The organism is Actinoalloteichus hoggarensis, assembly GCF_002234535.1.
Classification (GTDB): Bacteria; Actinomycetota; Actinomycetes; order Mycobacteriales; family Pseudonocardiaceae; genus Actinoalloteichus_A; species Actinoalloteichus_A hoggarensis.
On the sequence record NZ_CP022521.1, the window covers coordinates 4,374,894 to 4,392,349 of the forward strand.

Genomic DNA, 17,456 nt, shown 5'->3' on the forward strand with positions numbered 1-17,456 from the left:
CGCGGAGCCTCGAGCGGCAGTCACCTCCGGCACGGCGGTCCGGGGTACGACGATCACCGACGCGACGCGGCGGCCGACCCGGTGCGGGCCGACCCGGACGGTACGTCGAGGGCGACGGTCGCAGGCGGCGCGACCAGGCGATCGGCGGTCCTGCGACGCGGTCGGGAGTCGGCGCGAGGCGGGAGTGCTCGCCACGGCGGCGGTGGGCGAGCACTCCCGCTTCGACGCCCCTACCGTCAGCCTCCCCACTCCTCGGGGAAGCCGGGCAGGTCCTCGCACCCGCAGAGGGCGTAATGCTGTGGCGGCATGCCCTCCTGCAGGTAGGAGTCCAGGTTGTCCTCGGTCACGACGGGCTGCGGCAGCCGCCACTCGCGAGGAACCTCCTCGCCGTTGAGGATGCGCAGGGCGGCGATCACGGGCGTCCGCCACTGGAAGGTGGGATAACCGGGCGCGATCGCGGTCAGGTCCTTGTCCCGCCAGGCCTGCAGGAAGTCCTGCTGGTCCTCGCCCACGATCGGCGGGATCTCCATCCCGGCGTCCTCGAAAGCCTCGGTCACGGCCACCGACGTCGCGCCCGCGTCCATCCACACCCCGTCCAGGCCGCCCGTGCGCTGGATGTAGTCGGAGACGATGTTCTTCGCCGTGGCCGGGTCGTCCTCGGTGAACTGGACGCCGACGATCTCCAGGTCGCTGTCCTCGAAGACCTGTTCGGCGGCGGCCCACCGATGTTCCAGCACGTCGACGCCGGGGGCGATCCGCAGCGCCAGCACCGAACCACCGGGCTCGACCTCGTCCCGCAGGAACTCGGCGCCCGCCGCACCGTAGGCGTAGCCGCCGATGGGGCTGATGAACGTGACCGGACAGTCCGTCTCCACGCCTCGGTCGAAGACGATCACCGGAACCTCGCCGCAGGCCGCCTCCACGGCGGGCGTGAGCGTGGCGGTCGTGTTGGGCGAGACGATGAGGGCGTCGCAGTCCTGCCCCGCCAGCGAGCCGATGTCGGAGATCTGCTTGTCGTCCTGGCCCTGTCCGTCGAGGGCGGTGAAGTTCTCGATCTCCGGATGCAGGTCGACCTCGGCCTGCATGGTGCGCCAGCCGACCGCGCGCCAGGAGTTGAACAGTCCGGCGTTGGAGAAGCACAGATTGTACGGCCCCTCCTGCTGGTACTCGCTGGTGTCGACCATCTCGGGATCGATCATCTGCTCCCAGGGCCGGTCCTCCGGGCCTTCCGGAGCGGCCTCCCGCAGCGCCATCTGCGCCTCGTAGTCCGACTGCACGAAGAACTCCGAGTCGGCAGCCGCGTCGGCCCCCGTGGTCTCCGTGCCCGCGTCGGTGTCGGCGGGCACCTCACTGGTGCACGCGCCGAGCACCAGCAGGGCCGCCGCCGACATGATCGTCAGGGTCGACCGGGTTCTTACCCTCATCGCCTCTCCTTCGTCGGGTGGGGAACGCGTCGGCGCCGCGACCACGAGACCGCCCCGAGGGCGACGGCGGCGATGACGATGACGCCTTGCACGGCGGACTCCAGGGCACCGGAGACGCCGAGCATGGTGAGCAGGGTGAACAGGGTCTGCAGTGACAGCGCCCCGGCCATCGCGGCCACGACGGAGCCTCGGCCGCCGCCGAGGGCGACGCCGCCGAGCACCACGGCCGTGATCGCCTCGAACTCCATGCCGTTGCCCGCCTGCGCCGAGATGCCGGTGAAGCCGCCGACGAGCACCGCGGCCATCGCCGCCGCGAGGCCGGACAGGACGAACGCCAGCACGCGCAGCCGATGCACCCGGACGCCGGACAGCGCGGCGGCGGCGTCGTTGTCTCCGGTGGCGACGAGGGTCCGCCCGGTGTCGGAGCGCATGAACAGCACCGCGGCGAGGGCGACGACCGCCAGGACGACCACCGCCCACGGCAGCCACGGCAGGCCGGGCACCATTCCCCGGCCCAGGGTGCGGTAGCCGTCGGACAGGTACCCGCGCGGGGCGCCCTGCGTCCAGAAGAACACCGCGCCCTGCAGGATGAGCATCATTCCGAGCGTGGTGATGAACGAGGGCACCGCGAGCACCGTGGACACCAGGCCGTTGACCAGTCCGACGACCATGCCCGCGGCGAGCAGGATCACCACGGCCAGCGGCCAGGGCATGTCGGGGGCGATGTTGAACAGCTCGGCGGCGACGACCACGCCCACCGTGACGACGGAGCCCACGGACAGGTCGAAGCCGCCGGAGACCATGACGAAGTACTGGCCGGCCGCCAGGATGATCAGCGGCGCGGCCCGTCGGATGAAGGCGAGCAGCCGATCGGGCTCGTAGAACCCGATGTCGACGAAGGCGAGCACGATCAGGAGCACGCCGAGCAGGACGAACACCGGGGTGCTCGCCGACAGGGCGGCGGGCAGGCGGAGGCCGCGAGGGCGTGCCTCGGGGGCGGCGGTGTCACTCATCCCGACCTCCGTTGGTCCTGCTGCCCGCGGCGGGCGACGCTCTGCCTGGCGTAGAGGGCGACCGCCGCGATGATCACCACGCCGCGCACGACGTTCTTGAAGAACGGATCGACGCCGACCTGGTCGAAGACGTTGTCGAGGACCGAGAGGATCAGGACGCCGCCGATGGTGCCCACGACGCCGCCCCGACCGCCTGCGAGCAGGCTGCCGCCGAGGACGACGGCCGCGATCGACACGAGGTCGTACTGGCCGTCGGTGCCCGCCAGCGGCGCCCCGGCGCCGAGCCTGCTCGCCAGGAAGACCCCGGCCAGGCCGGCGCACAGCGAGCACAGCACGTGGGCGGCGATCACCGTGCGGTCGGTGCGGACGCCGGAGAGCCTGGCGACCTCGCGATCGCCGCCGACCGCGTAGATGTGGTGGCCGAGGCTGGTGCGCCGCAGCACGAACCAGGTGAGCGTGGCGACGGCGGCGACGAGGAAGACCGACACCGGCAGCGGGCCGATCCGGTCGTAGCCGAGGCGCTGGAACTCGGTCGGCACGTCGCCCGCCGGGCCGGTGTAGGTGTTCTCCAGGTAGCCCCGCAGGATCAGCGCCACGCCGAGGGTGGCGATGAAGGCGTTGACCTTCAGCTTCGTCACGATCAGGCCGTTGCCGAGGCCGACGAGACCTGCCAGCAGCAGGGCGGCGGCGACGCCCGCGACGATGCCCGCCGCCTCCATCACCTGCGCGGTGATGAGCGTGACGAGACTGATCAGGTAGGCGACGGAGAGGTCCAGGGAGCCCGCGAGGATGGCGTAGGTCTGGCCGATCGCGACCAGCCCGAGGGCGGCGGAGTTCTGCAGGATGGTCACCGTGTTGGCGACGGTGACGAAGTCCCCGCCGCGCATGCCGACGATGACCCAGCCGATCAGGTAGACGGCGACGAGCGCGAGGTAGACCAGCACGACCGGATCGGCGAGTCCCGCCCGCGATCGGGCCGGGGCGACCCGCGACAACGGAGGCGGAGCGGTCGTGCCGCCCTGGGGCGTCATGCGGCGCTCTCCGCGCCGGTGCTCAGTCTCATGATCTCCTCCTCGCCGACGCCCGGAGGCAGCTCGCCCGCGACGGCGCCGTCTCTGAGCACCACGATCCGATCGCTCATCCCGATGAGTTCCGGCAGTTCCGAGGACACCATCAGCACCGCCATGCCCTGTCGGGCCAGGTCGCGGACGAGTTCGTGGATGGCGGCCTTGGCACCGACGTCCACGCCCCGCGTCGGCTCGTCCAGCACGAGGACCCCCGGCCGGACCGCGAGCCACTTGGCGAGCACCACCTTCTGCTGGTTTCCGCCGGAGAGCAGCCGCACCTCCTGGCCGCTGCCCTGCGCACCGATTCGCAGGCTCGCCAGCAGCTCGGTGACGTCGGCGGTCCCGGCGCGGCGGCGGCCGGTGAACACGCCGCGCACCACCAGCAGCGCGTTGTCTCGGATGGACTGTCGCAGGGCCAGCCCCTCGGCCTTGCGATCCTCGGTGACCAGGCCGATGCCCGCCCGGATCGCGGCCCTCGGCGAGGTCGGGCGCAGCGGCGAGCCGTCCAGGGTCATCTCACCGGTGGTGAACGGGGCCGCGCCGAAGACGGCGTGGGCGAGCGAGCTCCGACCGGAGCCCTGGAGCCCTGCGACGCCCACGATCTCCCCCGCGCGGACCGCCAGGTCGATGCCGCGCAGTCGGGCATTGCCCGCCCCGCGCAGGCGCAGCCGCACGGCCCCGAGGTCGGTCTGGTCGGCACGGTCCGGGTAGTAGTCGCCGAGTTCGCGACCGACCATCAATCGGATCAGGTCGTCGGCGGTGACGTCGCGGGTGGGCCGACAGGCGGTGCGACGGCCGTCCTTCAGGACGGTCACCCGGTCGGACAGATCGAAGATCTCCCGCATTCGATGCGAGATGTAGAGGATTCCGATGCCGCGTTCGACCAGGCGCCGAACTAACGAGTACAGCAGTTCGACCTCGTGATCGGCCAGTGCGGCGGTGGGCTCGTCCATCACGACGATGCGTGCGTCGCCCGCCAGCGCCTTGACGATCTCGACGACCTGCTGCTGGGCGACGGAGAGTCGACGCACCGGGGCGGCCGGGTCGATGGAGGTCTCGCCGATGTCGGCGAGCAGCGCGGCGGTCCGCTCCGCCATCGCCCGACGATCGACGACGCCCGCGAACCTGCCCAGCGGATCGGCGCGCCTCGGCTCCCGTCCGAGGAAGACGTTCTCGGCGACGGTGCGGTCGGCCAGCAGCGTCAGTTCCTGGTAGATGATGGCGACGCCCGAGGCCTGTGCCTCGACCGGGTGGGTGAAGGCGACCGGCTCGCCGTCGATGCGGACGGTGCCCGCGTCGGGGGCATGCACACCGGCGAGGACCTTCATCAAGGTGGACTTGCCCGCGCCGTTCTCGCCGACGACGGCATGCACCTCGCCCGCGTGGAGATCCAGGTCCACTTCGGTCAGCACCGGGACGCCGACGAAGCTCTTCGAGATCCCGCTCATCGCCAGCAGGCACGGCGACTGGTCCCCCACGCTGCCTCCCCCTTCGCCGGTGTAACTCAGGTCACTGTATGGACTTTCGCCCACTTTGACCAGAAGGCTGATCGACCAGGAGGAAAGTTGTCCGACTTGAGACAAGTCCGGTACGTACCGTAACGATCACGAAAGTCGCTCGGAACCACCGGTCGTCGCCCCGATCGATCCGCCGTTCGCGCACCGGGACGAATCGGCGGACGCCGGGGTCCACGGCGACTCGCGCGCCACCGGCGAAAGCCGCCCGTGGGGCCGGCCGGGCCGGCCGTGCGCCCACCCGATCGACGGAGTCGTCTCGCCTCGGGACCGCCCGCCCGCGCAGGCGCCCCGGCGGATCGTCGTTCGCGGCCCGCCGGGCCGGGCCACACGGCCCGCGCCCCGCGTACACCGAGAGAAGACGATCGCCGCCGACGCCGCTCACCGGCCCGGGACGGACCCGCGCCGCGCGTACGATGTGTGCTCGCCTGGGCAGCCGCCTGCCGCACGGCCACACGCCGCGCCGGTCGCGTCGTGCCCGTCGTCGCAGACAGAGTCATCGAACGATCGAGGTGCAACCCGCGTGCCTGTGCACACGCCGAACATGCCGGAACGGCCGTCGCTGGACGGTCTGGAGGCCAAGTGGACGCAACGCTGGGAGGAGACCGGGGTCTACCGGTTCGACGCGCCCGGCGATCGCGCCTCGGTGTTCTCCATCGACACCCCGCCGCCTACGGTCAGCGGCTCCCTACACGTAGGGCACGTCTTCTCCTACACCCACACCGACATCGTGGCCCGGTTCCAGCGGATGCGCGGCAGGCACGTCTTCTATCCGATGGGCTGGGACGACAACGGCCTCCCCACCGAGCGCCGGGTGCAGAACCACTACGGGGTGCGGTGTGATCCCGCGCTGCCGTACGACCCGGAGCTGCCGGTGCCGGAGCCGATGGTCAAGAAGGGCGCCCGCCCGGTCTTCGACGTCTCACGACGCAACTTCGTCGAACTGTGCGAGCGGCTGACCGCCGAGGACGAGCAGGTCTTCGAACAGCTGTGGCGGCGGCTCGGCCTGTCGGTGGACTGGTCGATGACCTACACCACCATCGGTCGCCGGGCGCAGCGGATCTCGCAGCTCGCCTTCCTCCGGCTCCTGGCCGACGGCCAGGCATACCAGAAGGAGGCGCCGACGCTGTGGGACGTCGGGTTCCGCACCGCGGTGGCCCAGGCCGAACTGGAGGACCGAGAGCACGCGGGCGCCTGGCATCGCATCGCGTTCGCCGGCCCGGACGACGAGCCGGTGTTCATCGAGACCACCAGGCCCGAGCTGCTGCCCGCCTGTGTCGCGCTGATCGCCCATCCCGACGACGAGCGGTACCGGCCGTTGTTCGGTCGTCGCGTGCGGACGCCCGTGTTCGGCGTGGAGGTTCCGGTGCTCGCCCATCCGGCGGCCGAGCCGGATCGGGGCGCGGGCATCGCGATGTGCTGCACCTTCGGCGACCTCACCGACGTGCAGTGGTGGCGGGAGCTGGACCTGCCCGCGCGCACGATCGTCGGCCGCGACGGCCGCATCCTGGCCGAGCCTCCCTCGGGACTGGACGACGCCGAGGGCCGCGCGCGCTACGCCGAGCTGGTCGGGGCCACCGTGCACACCGCGCGCGAGCGTGTCGTCGCGATGCTGCGCGACAGCGGTGATCTCGACGGCGACCCACGACCCACGGTGCGGCCGGTGAAGTTCTACGAGAAGGGCGACAAGCCGCTGGAGATCGTCTCCAGCAGGCAGTGGTTCATCCGGTCCGTCGACCATCGGGAGCGGCTGCTGGAACGCGGCGCCGAACTGGACTGGCATCCGGCCTACATGAAGGCCAGGTACGACGACTGGGTGCGCGGGCTCACCAGCGACTGGCTGATCAGCAGGCAGCGGTTCTTCGGCGTGCCCTTCCCGGTCTGGTACCGGCTGGACGAGCACGGGGAGCCGGACCTGTCGGCGCCGATCCTGCCCGCCGAGGACGCCCTGCCCGTCGACCCCTCCTCGGACACGCCCGCCGGTTACACCGCCGAGCAGCGGGGCGTGCCCGGCGGCTTCGTCGGGGAGAACGACGTGATGGACACCTGGGCGACGTCCTCGCTCAGCCCCCAGCTGGTCTGCGGATGGGAGACCGACCCCGCGTTGTACGCCCAGACCTTCCCGATGGACCTGCGCCCACAGGGGCACGACATCATTCGCACCTGGCTGTTCGCCACCGTGCTGCGCGCCGAGCTGGACGCGCACACGCTGCCGTGGCGGCACGCCGCGCTGTCCGGCTGGATCCTCGATCCCGATCGCAAGAAGATGAGCAAGTCCAAGGGCAACGTCGTCACACCGATGGGACTGTTGGAGCGGTTCGGCTCCGACGCGGTGCGGTACTGGGCAGCGGGCGGCAGGCCCGGGACCGACACGGCGTTCGACGAGGGGCAGATGAAGGTCGGGCGCAGGCTCGCCACGAAGCTGCTCAACGCGGGCAGGCTCATCCTCGGCTTCCCGGCCCCGGCGCCGGACGCGGTGGTCGACCGTCCCCTGGACCAGGCGATGCTCACCTCGCTCGACGAGGTGGTGCGGTCGGCGACCGAGGCGCTGGAGGGCTTCGAGTACACCACCGCGTTGGAGCGGACCGAGCGCTTCTTCTGGTTCTTCTGCGACGACTACCTGGAGCTGGTGAAGCAGCGGGCCTACGGCGACCTGGAGGACGAGGGGACGCCCGGCGGGGCGGAGTCGGCCCGGCTGGCGCTGCGCACGGCCCTGTCGACGCTGCTTCGCCTGCTCGCGCCGTTCCTGCCGTACGCGGCGGAGGAGGTCTGGTCGTGGTGGCACGACGAGACCGTCCACACCGCCCCGTGGCCCACCGCGACGGCCGTCGACACCGCGGCGGCCGGCGCGGCGATCCGGTTCGGCGTGCCGCGGGACGGCACCGAGGGAGAAGACCGGGGACAGGTGGTCTCCGCCGACGAGCTGCTCACCTCGGCGGGCGCGGTGATCACCGCGATCCGTCGGGCGAAGTCCACCGCGCGGCGATCCATGCGCACCCCGGTCCGGCTGGTCCGGGTGCAGGGCCCCTCGGTGTCGCTCTCGGCGCTGAACGCCGCGCGGGACGACATCCGGGCGGCGGGGACGGTGCGGGTACTGGAGATCGGCCCGGCCGAGGACGTCGAACTGCGGGTCGCGGTGACGCTCGAGGACGAGGAGTGAGCTAGGGCGGGCGGGGTCGGCGCGACGTCGAAGCCTGCCGAGGCGCCGTTCCGGCGGGGCGTGGTCTGCCCTGCGGCGCGTCGGGACCCGTCGCGGGCGTGCAGGGCGTGCGGGGCGGCGGGCGCCGCAAGACGGTGACGGCGGGCGGGGCTCGACACGGCGGCCGACATCCGACCCGACACGCGGGCAGGCACGGAGCCCGCCGGGCACGTCCGACCGCGGACGGTCTCCGGCGAGCACCGCTCGGCGTCGAGCACGGTCGCACCGCCTTCACATCGCGGTCCGGCGGGCTCGGCTTGATCGGCCCCGTTCCCGCCTGCTCGCATCCGCGGTCCACGTCGGAGCGAGTCGCGTCCGCGGCTCCGCCGCAGGCTCGCGTCGAACTCCGGTCCTCCGCCGGGGCCTCGCCTCGCCTCGGCGGCGCGGCGGCGGGGCGATCCGCCGTCGGCCCCGACCCACACACACCGCCTGCGACCGTCTGCGACGCGTCGGGCCGCCTGAGACGACTGCGAACCGACGCCGCCGACCGCGGCGCCGACCGTCGGCGGCGCCCTGCCCCCCGGAACGAATTCAGGCCGGAAGGCCGGGCCGTCGCCGCACGGACGACGAGGATCAGGCGCGCATCACCGTCGCGATCGGGATGCGGGCGGCGCGGATCGCCGGGATGAGCCCGCCGAGGATGCCCGCGACGAGCCCCGCGACGACGCCGGAGACGCCCGCCTGCCACGGGAAGGCGAGATCGGCCAGTTCGGGGTTGCTGCCGCCCATCACCATCGAGATCATCTGGATGCCGAGGGCGCCCGCCCCGATGGCCGCGGCCGCGGTGATGAGGCCGGTCAGCAGGGTCTCCGCCAGGACGATCCCGGCGAGCAGCATGCGTGAGGTGCCCACCGCCCGGCGCAGGGCGAACTCCTCGATCCGCTCGCCGACGGTCGCCAGACCGACGTTGAGGATGCCCGCGATGCCGATGAGCAGGACCAGCGCCGCCAGTCCGAGGAAGACCATCCGCATCATCGCCAGCTGATCCTCGGCGTCGGCGCGTGAGGTGATCACCCAGGAGCCCATGTCGTCGGTGTTCACGCCCGCCGCCGAGAGCCTGCTGCGCAACAGCTGTTCGACGTCGACGGCCGTCGGCGACAGGTACACCTCGGCGCCGTAGGAGTCGGCGCTGGAGGAGGCGTCGTCACCGGTCGGCTGCCAGTTCCGCATCTCGTCGGCCCGGACGTAGGCGGCCGGACCCCAGCCGCCGTCGTCCACGACGCCGACGATCTGCGGGCTCAGGTTCACCGTCGCGCTCGGCACCTGCATCTCACCGGGAATGTCGTAGAGCTCCAGGCCCTCGGCGGCGTGCTCGTTGAGGACGATCCGCGGGGCCAGGGACGGCGCGTCGGTGAAGTCCAGCCACTCGCCCGAGACCGGCCGGAAGGGCCGGAACTCGGTGATGTCGCCGGAGAGGGAGGTCAGGATCAGCTCGATGGCCTGGCCGGCGGGCAGCGAGGCGTTGGGATCGGGCTCCTCGTAGCAGCCGGTGGCGTCACAGTAGGTCGTCGTCCCGCCGTAGGCCCCCGGCATGTCGAACGGGGCGGCCTGCGGGTTGATCGGCGCGACGCCCGGCTCCCCGAGGATGACGCTCTCCGAGCTGACCGCGACGGCGTCGTTCCGGCCGGCCAGGACGTCCTGGGCGATCCCGGCACTGGTGGCGTGCATCGGCAGGTACATCCGCGTCGTGCCGTCGACGCCTTGGGTCAACTCGATGTCGGCGAGCATCGCTCGTTGTGCGATCTCCGCGCCCGCCTGGACGGCGACGACGGCGAGCACTCCGAGGAAGAGGCTGACCATGGACAGGAAGGTGCGCAGCTTGCGCGCCCGGATGCCCTGACCGCCGATGATGAGCGAGGATCGGAGCCGCCCCGACATGCCGATCACGCGACGCCCTCCCCACGCGCGTCGACGAGCCTGCCCCGGTCGAGCTGGACGATGCGGCCCATCCGCTCGGCGTGGGCGTGGTCGTGCGTCACGAGGACCAGCGCGCACCCCCGGCCCGTCGTCTCCAGCAGGGCGTCGATGACGATCCGGCCGGTCTCGGTGTCCAGCGCGCCGGTCGGCTCGTCGGCCAGCACGATCCTCGGCTCCCGCACCAGCGCCCGCGCGATGGCGACCCGCTGCTGTTCACCGCCGGACATCCTGGGCGGCTTGTTCTTGGCCAGGTGCGCGATGCCGACCCGTTCGAGCGCGGACATCACCTTCTCCCGCCGTCTGCGCCGCGGCAGCCAGCCCTGCCCGTTGACCAGGGCCATCGCCACGTTCTGGGCCGCGGTCAGGTGCTTGAGCAGGAAGAAGCGCTGGAAGACGAAGCCGAACTCGGCGCTGCGCATCGCCGCGGCCTTGCGCTCGGGAAGCCGGGTGATGTCCTCGTCACCCAGGTGATAGGTGCCGCCGTCGGCCCGATCGAACAGGCCGATGAGGCTCAGCAGCGTGCTCTTGCCGGAGCCGGAGCGACCGAGGATCGCCACGCTCTCCCCACCGTGGACGGTGAGGTCCACGTCGGCGAGGATCGTGCGCGGCTCGCCCTGCCCCTTGAGGGTCTTCGTGATGCCGCTGAGGTGGATCAGTCTCGGATGCAGCTGCCCGGCCAACGATTCCACGCGCGGCAGCTGTCGTGTCGCGTCGTCCGTGATCACGGCTGGGAGACCCCGCTCTCGGACTCCGGTCCGGCGCCGTCGCCGCCGGGCAGGTCCTCGCCGGGCGGGATGCTCGGGCCGGGCACGGCCAGCGTCTCGTCCCCGGTGAGCCCCGAGACGACCTCGATCACCTCGCCGTCGCTGAGTCCCAGCTCCACGTCGATCGTTCGCCGTTCACCGTTCGCGTCGAGCACGTCGACGCGGCCCCGACCCTGCGAGCCCGCGACCGCCTCCACGGGGACGACCAGGGCGTCGGTGACGCTCTCGCTGGTCAGCTCCAGTGTCGCCGCGGCCCCGTTGATCAGGCGCACGTCGTCGGGTGCCGAGCAGACGACCTGCATCGGCGTGGGCTCGGACGGCTGCTGACCGGGGTGCAGGCCGCCCACGCCCGCACCGGCGCCCGCACCGGCGTCGGCATCCGCGTCGGCGCCCGGTGTCTCCGTGTCACCGGTGCCGGCGTCGTCCTCGGCGTCGTCCTGCTCCGGCTCCGGGATCGTCCCGGCGGGCAGCGCGGCGATGGTGCCCAGCACCGTGCACGGGAAGGGCCCGGGGCCGTTCTTGATCTGCGCCTCCACCGAGGCGAGCGCGTCGTTGATCTGATAGGCCTGCTCACCGCTGATCTCGGCGACGATGCCGTGGCCGCCCAGGCGCGCCGAGGCGACGGGCATGTCCGCCGTGACGTCGGCGCTCTCCGCCACGAGCCTGCCCGCGAAGACGGCCCCGGCGGGGATGTCGACCGGCGTCGCGCCGTTGTCGTTCCAGATGTTGGCCACGCGCGTCGCGATGGTCGGGGTGCCCGTGATCGGCTGGAGGTCGAAGAAGCGGACCTCGCCGTCCACGGGTGCCGCCACGCCGAAGACGGGGTTGAGCGTGACCTGCGCGTTCAGGCTGATCTGGCTGGAGAGACCCTGTCGGCTCGGCGTGACGCTGGTGACCGTCGTCCCGCGTTCTAACAGGTCGGGATTCTGTGCGTCCGGTGTGGACGACGAACACGCCGTCGTCGCCGTCACCGTCACGACTCCCAGCGCGAAAGCGCCGAGGAACCTGTGCTTGCGCACCATCTGCCCCCAAGTTCATGGATGGGTATCGCTTCCTAGACGCCTGTGGCACATCACGAGTTGCATGACCTCGCGACGGCGTCGGAACGATCTGATCGAGGTGCTGCCGTGCTCGAGCCGTGGACGGCCGCCGGTCTTTCGACCGATGCGGCCGCGGGGCGGCTCCGATCTGGCGCGATCAAACTATACACCCGAGCTATACACTCGATGGACAGTGATGTGACCAGCCACGTCTCCGTGTTTCGACCACGGGGAGGAGGAACGCCCGGCGGAGCCGCCCGGGCCGTCAAGGTTCGTGACGGCGGGGAACGGGCCGATGCCATCGCGTGCAAGGAGGCCGCGACCGTCGCGGGGCCGCCCTGGGGTCGCTCAGCCGCCCCGGATGATCAGCGACCCGGCCAGTGTCAGCATCGTCGCCGCCACCAGCGAGTCCAGCAGCCGCCAGGAGCCGGGCCTGCCGAAGAAGCCGCGCAGCAGGCCCGCGCCGAAGCCGAGGGCCGTGAACCACAGCGCGCTTCCCGCCATCGCCCCGGCACCGAACCACCAGCGTTGCTCCTGCCAGCTGTCGCCGACGGCACCCAGCAGCAGCACCGTGTCCAGATAGGTGTGCGGATTCAGCCAGGTCACGGCGAGGCAGGTCAGGACGGCGAGCCGCCAGGACTCGACGGGCGCGGCGCTCGCCGGGTCCAGCGACGCGGGCCGCAGAGCACGACGGGCGGCCAGCAGGCCGTAACCGAGGAGGAACGCGGCGCCGAGCCAGCGGACCACGATCACCGCGACCGGAATCCGCTCCAGCATCGCCGTCACCCCCGCGACGCCGAGGGCGATGAGCACCACGTCGGAGACGACGCAGATCAGCACGATCGACAGGACGTGCCTGCGCAGGATGCCCTGGCGCAGCACGAAGGCGTTCTGCGCCCCGATCGCGACGATGAGGGACAGGCCTGCGCCGAGGCCGGCGGCGACGGGGGGCAAGACGGGCATGGGACGACGCTAGGGCGGCCCCGGACATCAGTACAGTTGAAGATTCTTCAGTATCATCAGCGTTCGTGATGCCCGATCTGCCCGCCGAACTGGTGCACACGCTGGTGACAGCCGTCGACGAGGGCACCTTCGACGCGGCGGCACGCGCGCTGCATCTGACGCCCTCGGCCGTCAGCCAGCGGATCAAGCTCTTGGAGCAGAAGACCGGCCGCGTCCTGCTCATCCGGTCCAAGCCGGTCCGGCTGACCGAGTCGGGCGGGATCGTCGCCCGCTACGCCCGGCAGCTCACCCTGCTCACCGGCGACGCACTCGCCGACCTCGGCGCGACCGGCAGCGGGGAGCCGACCACGATCTCCGTCGCGGTCAACGCCGACTCGCTGGCCACCTGGTTCCTGGACGCGCTCGACCCCGAGCCCGCCGGACTGCGCATCCGCTTCGACCTGCGCCGCGAAGATCAGGACCACACGGCCGAACTGCTGCGGCAGGGGGTGGTGATGGCGGCGGTCACCTCCTCGGCGCGGCCGGTGCAGGGCTGCACCGTCCGGCCGCTCGGACACATGCGCTACCACGCCATGGCGTCTCGCGAGTTCGCCGAGCGCAGGCTGAGCCGAGGTCCGCTGGATCGGACGCTGCCCGAGGCACCGGTCATCGTGTTCGACGCGAAGGACGATCTTCAGGACGCCTTCCTCCGCCGAATCACCGGCCGCCGGGCGGGCGGCGCGGTGCGCCACGTGATCCCGGAGTCGGCGGTGTTCTGCCAGGCCGTGGTGAACGGGATGGGCTGGGGGATGCTGCCCACGAGCCAGGTCGCGGCTCTGCCCGATCCCGAGGCGCTCGTGGAGCTGGCCCCGGAGCATCCGGTCGACGTCGCCCTGTACTGGCAGCACTGGCGGCTCGACTCGCCGCCGCTGACCGCCGTGACGGAGGCGGTGCTGCGGGCCGCCGCCCGCACGCTCCTGCCCGCTCGCGCCGGCCGTCCGGAGCCGGGATCGCGACGACACTGATCGGGGGCCGGGCGCCCGCCGGGGACGTGACACTGCGGGACGGGACGAGACGGGCCGCGACCAGGCTGCCGGGCCCGCGTGGCACGGCACACCCGGCGGCCTGCCGCGTGGGCCGAGAGCGGGGCCGTCCCGACTGGCCCTCGCCCCGCACCCGCTGTGACAGGCCCAAGTGCCGTGGCCGAGCCGGATCGAGTCGGGTCGGGAGTCGCCGTCACCCAATCCGGGACGATCAGGAGCGAATCCGGCCTGCCGTGATCGCGGACGGGCGGACTCGTCGACCAGGCTCGACGGCGCACCGACGGCCGAGCCGTGGACGGGCTCGGCGCGCCGCCTCGCTCGTCGCTCCGCGACTCACCGGGTACGGCCTCCGCGCCGCCGGGTGCGGGAGCCCTCCGGTCGGGGAACGGTCGTCGCCCCGAGACCTTCGACCGGCTCGACGGGCGTGACGGGCGTGACGGGCGTGACGGGCGTGACGACGTCGGGTTCCGCCATGTCCTGGTGCCGGACCCGGCGGATGCGCGCGGAGTCGGCGTCGCCGTGCACGTCCGGAGGACGCACGATCAGTCTGTCGGTCGTCGGAGGTGCCGTCGCGATCCGTCCCGGCGTCATCGGAGCCAGGACACGAAGGTCGACGGCGGCCTTGAGCGCCCCGCCGAGGGCCGACCACAGCTCGACGGCCGACCGGGGCCCTGTCGCGGCTTCCGCCACACCGAGCGACACCGCGAGCCCGGACTCGGCCAGCGTTCCGACGAGGTGCGCTCCGGGAATCGAGTCGTGCCGGATCAGGCAGTCGAGCACCGCCGACAGGAGCCGGTGCTCGTCCTGCGGCCGTGTGCTCCACGCACTGACCAGATAGGACAGCCGGAACCAACGGGGCGGGGCGCCGGGTACGGGCGATGCGGTCTCGGGCGACCGCCGTGCCTCGGGCGCCGCTCCCGGCGCGGCGTCCGCTCGGACGTCGTAGAGGAAGAGGTTGACCGCGGTCGCCGGTCGGCGGGCCGCCCAGTCCCGGGTCGGCGCGTCGAAGGTCATCTCGACGTCTCCGCCGGGGTCGAGCTCCTCGATCAGCAGTCTCCGCAGTCCCTCGTCGACCTCGTGGATCATTCGCCGCGTCCTCCTCGTCGACGACGCGGACGCCCGCCACGACGCACGCCGTCTCGTCCAGCCTGCCGGACGCGGACGTTCCGTGGGCGAGCGCGCACCGTCGAACGAGAACTCGCGGCGACGACACTCGGCGATCCGGGCACGACCGGGCGTGCCTGCGACCTCGAGGGGCTGCCCGGCGGCGCGGTCAGATCAGGCCGTGCCGCATGACATAGGCGACGGCGTGGGCCCGGTTGCGCAGCTGGAGTCGGTTGGTGACCTCGTAGAGGACGTTCTTGACGGTCCGTTCCGAGTAACAGAGCTTGGCCGCGATCTCCCCGGTGTCGAAGCCCTCCGAGATGAGCTGCAGAACGTCGATCTCCCTGGCGGTGAGCGCCGACATGGTGAGCCCGCGCGGATCGAGGACCTTGCGTTGCAGCTGTCCCATCTGCTCCAACAGCTTCCCGAGGAGATCGCCGGGCAGGACCCCTTCCCCTCGAGACGCCGCCGTGATCATGTCCACCAACCGGTCCTGAGTGGCGTCGATTCGCCGCAGCACGCCCGCCACGCCGCACTCGATGGCCAGCGACAGGGCGTTCTGCTCCACTTGGCCGACCACCAGTCCGGTTCTCGTCGTTCCGGACTGACGCAGCCGCCGCAGCAGGCGGGTGGCGCCGTCGTCGAGCCGGTCGACGACCACGAGCGACACCGCGGCCCGCGAGGCGTCCTCCGGATTGCGGAGCACCTCCACCTCGGAGCGGGAGCTCAGCTGAAAGGCCACGCCCGCCTGCGAGATCGGATCCTCCGCGTACACGGCCACCGGGACGCGCTCGGTACTCATCGGTCTTCCTCCTCATGAGGTGCCTTCGGCGCCGCGACGGGTCGCCCGTGCTGATCGATGTCGACAGGCGGCTCGGCGAGCCGCGATCGGGCCTGGCCGGCGCGCGGTCCGCGGTCCGGTGCCGGCCTGGTGACCGCCTCAGCGGGACTCGAACCGCTCATCGTGGTCGGCATGGTCGTCACCTCCGGCGCGACGGGAGGCGGGCCGCGTGCTCGGTGCGAGGGCGGCGGCGACGAGACGGACGAGTTCACGCCGTGTCGCGTCCGTGTGCCCGACGTGCCGCCCGGCATGCGAGGGAGCAGGACCGGTCGGTCCGGGCTCGCGGCCTGGGCGGGCGGACAGGAGATGATCGGACAGGACACGGCCGGACAGGGCACGGTCCACGGACGCCGGACGATCGGGATCGCCGTGGGCGGGGGCGCGACCGGCCGGCTCCGGGCGAACGGCGTGCCGCCCCGCGGCGTTCCGGCGGCCCGTGCCCGCGGAACCCGAGTCGTCTCGCGGCTCCGGCCGGACCCGAGGACTCGCCGGGCGGTCCGCACGCCCGAGACCGCGCAGGACGGCGGGCTCGCCCCAGCGGACTCGACCGGTGTCGCGCGACTCGCGAGGCATCGCCGCCCGGTCGTCGGGGACGGGGAAGGCGGCCGGTCGACGGCCTCGCGAGTCGTCGTCCGGCCCGCCGTCCCGAAGGCCGGGGCGGTCTCCGGCTCGCCGAGACCCGCCCCGGACGCCGAGTCGGGGATCAGCCGTCCGTCCCTCGGCTCGTCCGATCGCGGTCGTCGGCTCGACACGCCCGTCCGAACCGACGAGGCGGCTCCACCGATCCCGTCGCCGCCCACCGCGTCGCACGGCGAGGTCGCGCACCTCGCCGTGCTGCCGGCTCGGCGGCCGTTCCGATCCGGCGCCCTCGGCGTCGTGCGGTCGGTGCGCTCCGACTCGATCCCCATCGCCGGGGCGGCGGCCGTCCGAGAGGCCGCCCGCGAGGGCGCCCAGCAGCAGATGCAGGCGGGCGAGGTCACGTAACCGGCGCCCTCGACGGATGTTCGCGGCCGACCGCGCCCTGACACGGGCGACGATCCGGACTCGCAGATCGACGACGACTCCGCGATCACCGGGCAGACTGCCAGGCACGGAGGCGGCGGGGAACACGCGAGCGGCGGACGCGGGCGGCGGTTCACGCCGCGAGTCGACGTCGAGACCGAGGAGAGCGGTCGGTCGAGTCTCGGCACCGACACGGCAGGCCCTACCGCCGAGGTCGGTGACCCCCGACGGGCTCGCCGCCGACGAGGCGTCGGACCGGTGCCGACCGGCGGAGCGGCGGCCCACCCGGTGGCGATCGAGCTCGGGACGATCGGCGACGTCGTCGGGCCGGTCGCGACGACCACGCTCGAGGACCTCCGCGATCAACGCCGTCACCGCGTGACGGCCGTCGACGGTCTCGCAGGCGTCGCTCTCGCCGTCCACAGGCGCGCGATCCTCGACGGAGCCGACGTGATCGTCGACGACTGCCCGGAGTCGGCGCCACGACGCCGAGCCGGGTGCCGGGTGTATCGCTCGCATCCTCGCTCCCGTCCGAGGGCCGTCTTCGGCCCCGCCGTCGCGGGGCGCCCCTGCCCTCCACCACCCA

The 17,456-nt window shown here is 72.4% G+C and carries 13 protein-coding genes; 3 read left to right on the forward strand and 10 right to left on the reverse strand.

Annotated elements, in window-relative coordinates; translation table 11 throughout:
• Nucleotides 1-236 precede the first annotated feature (236 nt).
• From AHOG_RS18590 to AHOG_RS18605, 4 genes are read right to left on the reverse strand one after another with little or no spacing between them, the layout of a single operon-like run.
• Nucleotides 237-1,424, reverse strand: coding sequence for a substrate-binding domain-containing protein (locus AHOG_RS18590; RefSeq protein WP_093944583.1), 1,188 nt, complete (start codon nucleotides 1,422-1,424; stop codon nucleotides 237-239).
• Entirely contained in the window at nucleotides 1,421-2,437 is a 1,017-nt protein-coding gene (locus AHOG_RS18595) for an ABC transporter permease (RefSeq protein ID WP_093942497.1), read from the reverse strand. The genes AHOG_RS18590 and AHOG_RS18595 overlap by 4 nt, the downstream gene beginning before the upstream one ends.
• The gene (locus AHOG_RS18600) at nucleotides 2,434-3,468 is read right to left on the reverse strand and encodes an ABC transporter permease (protein WP_093942498.1); all 1,035 of its coding nucleotides are present in this window, start codon (nucleotides 3,466-3,468) and stop codon (nucleotides 2,434-2,436) included. Before AHOG_RS18600 ends, AHOG_RS18595 begins: the two co-directional genes overlap by 4 nt.
• Nucleotides 3,465-4,952 carry a sugar ABC transporter ATP-binding protein gene (locus tag AHOG_RS18605; protein ID WP_093942499.1) on the reverse strand — a complete coding sequence of 496 codons (1,488 nt, stop codon included), beginning with the start codon at nucleotides 4,950-4,952 and terminating at the stop codon, nucleotides 3,465-3,467. The genes AHOG_RS18600 and AHOG_RS18605 overlap by 4 nt, the downstream gene beginning before the upstream one ends.
• A 589-nt stretch (nucleotides 4,953-5,541) precedes the next feature.
• Here AHOG_RS18605 and valS point away from each other — a divergent pair.
• Nucleotides 5,542-8,178: a valine--tRNA ligase gene (gene valS / locus AHOG_RS18610; RefSeq protein ID WP_311770149.1), complete on the forward strand. Its 2,637-nt coding sequence runs from the start codon at nucleotides 5,542-5,544 to the stop codon at nucleotides 8,176-8,178.
• Nucleotides 8,179-8,790: 612 nt separating this feature from the next.
• On the opposite strand, the gene AHOG_RS18615 is transcribed toward valS, so the two are convergent.
• From AHOG_RS18615 to AHOG_RS18630, 4 genes are all read right to left on the reverse strand, one after another.
• Nucleotides 8,791-10,095 (reverse strand): ABC transporter permease, encoded by a 1,305-nt coding sequence (locus tag AHOG_RS18615; RefSeq protein ID WP_221438691.1) that lies wholly within the window; start codon nucleotides 10,093-10,095, stop codon nucleotides 8,791-8,793.
• A 5-nt stretch (nucleotides 10,096-10,100) separates the two neighbouring features.
• Complete coding sequence (locus tag AHOG_RS18620) at nucleotides 10,101-10,859, reverse strand: ABC transporter ATP-binding protein (RefSeq protein ID WP_245856311.1); 759 nt, start codon at nucleotides 10,857-10,859, stop codon at nucleotides 10,101-10,103.
• Nucleotides 10,856-11,920 (reverse strand): efflux RND transporter periplasmic adaptor subunit, encoded by a 1,065-nt coding sequence (locus AHOG_RS18625; RefSeq protein WP_157736910.1) that lies wholly within the window; start codon nucleotides 11,918-11,920, stop codon nucleotides 10,856-10,858. The genes AHOG_RS18620 and AHOG_RS18625 overlap by 4 nt, the downstream gene beginning before the upstream one ends.
• Before the next feature lie 366 nt (nucleotides 11,921-12,286).
• On the reverse strand, nucleotides 12,287-12,901 hold the full coding sequence (locus tag AHOG_RS18630) for a LysE/ArgO family amino acid transporter (protein WP_093942500.1): 615 nt from the start codon (nucleotides 12,899-12,901) through the stop codon (nucleotides 12,287-12,289).
• Nucleotides 12,902-12,969: 68 nt separating this feature from the next.
• On the opposite strand from AHOG_RS18630, the gene AHOG_RS18635 reads away from it, so the two are divergent.
• Nucleotides 12,970-13,905, forward strand: a complete 936-nt coding sequence (locus tag AHOG_RS18635) for a LysR family transcriptional regulator ArgP (protein WP_184450963.1) — start codon at nucleotides 12,970-12,972, stop codon at nucleotides 13,903-13,905.
• Nucleotides 13,906-14,256: 351 nt separating this feature from the next.
• On the opposite strand, the gene AHOG_RS18640 is transcribed toward AHOG_RS18635, so the two are convergent.
• On the reverse strand, nucleotides 14,257-15,009 hold the full coding sequence (locus tag AHOG_RS18640) for a Pvc16 family protein (RefSeq protein ID WP_093942502.1): 753 nt from the start codon (nucleotides 15,007-15,009) through the stop codon (nucleotides 14,257-14,259).
• Between the two features lie 187 nt (nucleotides 15,010-15,196).
• Nucleotides 15,197-15,829 carry a helix-turn-helix transcriptional regulator gene (locus AHOG_RS18645; protein WP_093942503.1) on the reverse strand — a complete coding sequence of 211 codons (633 nt, stop codon included), beginning with the start codon at nucleotides 15,827-15,829 and terminating at the stop codon, nucleotides 15,197-15,199.
• A gap of 129 nt (nucleotides 15,830-15,958) precedes the next feature.
• On the opposite strand from AHOG_RS18645, the gene AHOG_RS28745 reads away from it, so the two are divergent.
• Nucleotides 15,959-16,852, forward strand: coding sequence for a hypothetical protein (locus AHOG_RS28745; RefSeq protein WP_157736911.1), 894 nt, complete (start codon nucleotides 15,959-15,961; stop codon nucleotides 16,850-16,852).
• The last annotated feature ends 604 nt before the right edge of the window (nucleotides 16,853-17,456 follow it).

Coding starts and splice junctions, on each gene's coding strand:
- AHOG_RS18590 (WP_093944583.1), bottom strand. CDS start 1,424: ATGAGGGTAAGAACCCGGTCGACCCTGACGATCATGTCGGCGGCGGCC.
- AHOG_RS18595 (WP_093942497.1), bottom strand. CDS start 2,437: ATGAGTGACACCGCCGCCCCCGAGGCACGCCCTCGCGGCCTCCGCCTG.
- AHOG_RS18600 (WP_093942498.1), bottom strand. CDS start 3,468: ATGACGCCCCAGGGCGGCACGACCGCTCCGCCTCCGTTGTCGCGGGTC.
- AHOG_RS18605 (WP_093942499.1), bottom strand. CDS start 4,952: ATGAGCGGGATCTCGAAGAGCTTCGTCGGCGTCCCGGTGCTGACCGAA.
- AHOG_RS18615 (WP_221438691.1), bottom strand. CDS start 10,095: ATGTCGGGGCGGCTCCGATCCTCGCTCATCATCGGCGGTCAGGGCATC.
- AHOG_RS18625 (WP_157736910.1), bottom strand. CDS start 11,920: ATGGTGCGCAAGCACAGGTTCCTCGGCGCTTTCGCGCTGGGAGTCGTG.
- AHOG_RS18630 (WP_093942500.1), bottom strand. CDS start 12,901: ATGCCCGTCTTGCCCCCCGTCGCCGCCGGCCTCGGCGCAGGCCTGTCC.
- AHOG_RS18635 (WP_184450963.1), top strand. CDS start 12,970: ATGCCCGATCTGCCCGCCGAACTGGTGCACACGCTGGTGACAGCCGTC.
- AHOG_RS18640 (WP_093942502.1), bottom strand. CDS start 15,009: ATGATCCACGAGGTCGACGAGGGACTGCGGAGACTGCTGATCGAGGAG.
- AHOG_RS18645 (WP_093942503.1), bottom strand. CDS start 15,829: ATGAGTACCGAGCGCGTCCCGGTGGCCGTGTACGCGGAGGATCCGATC.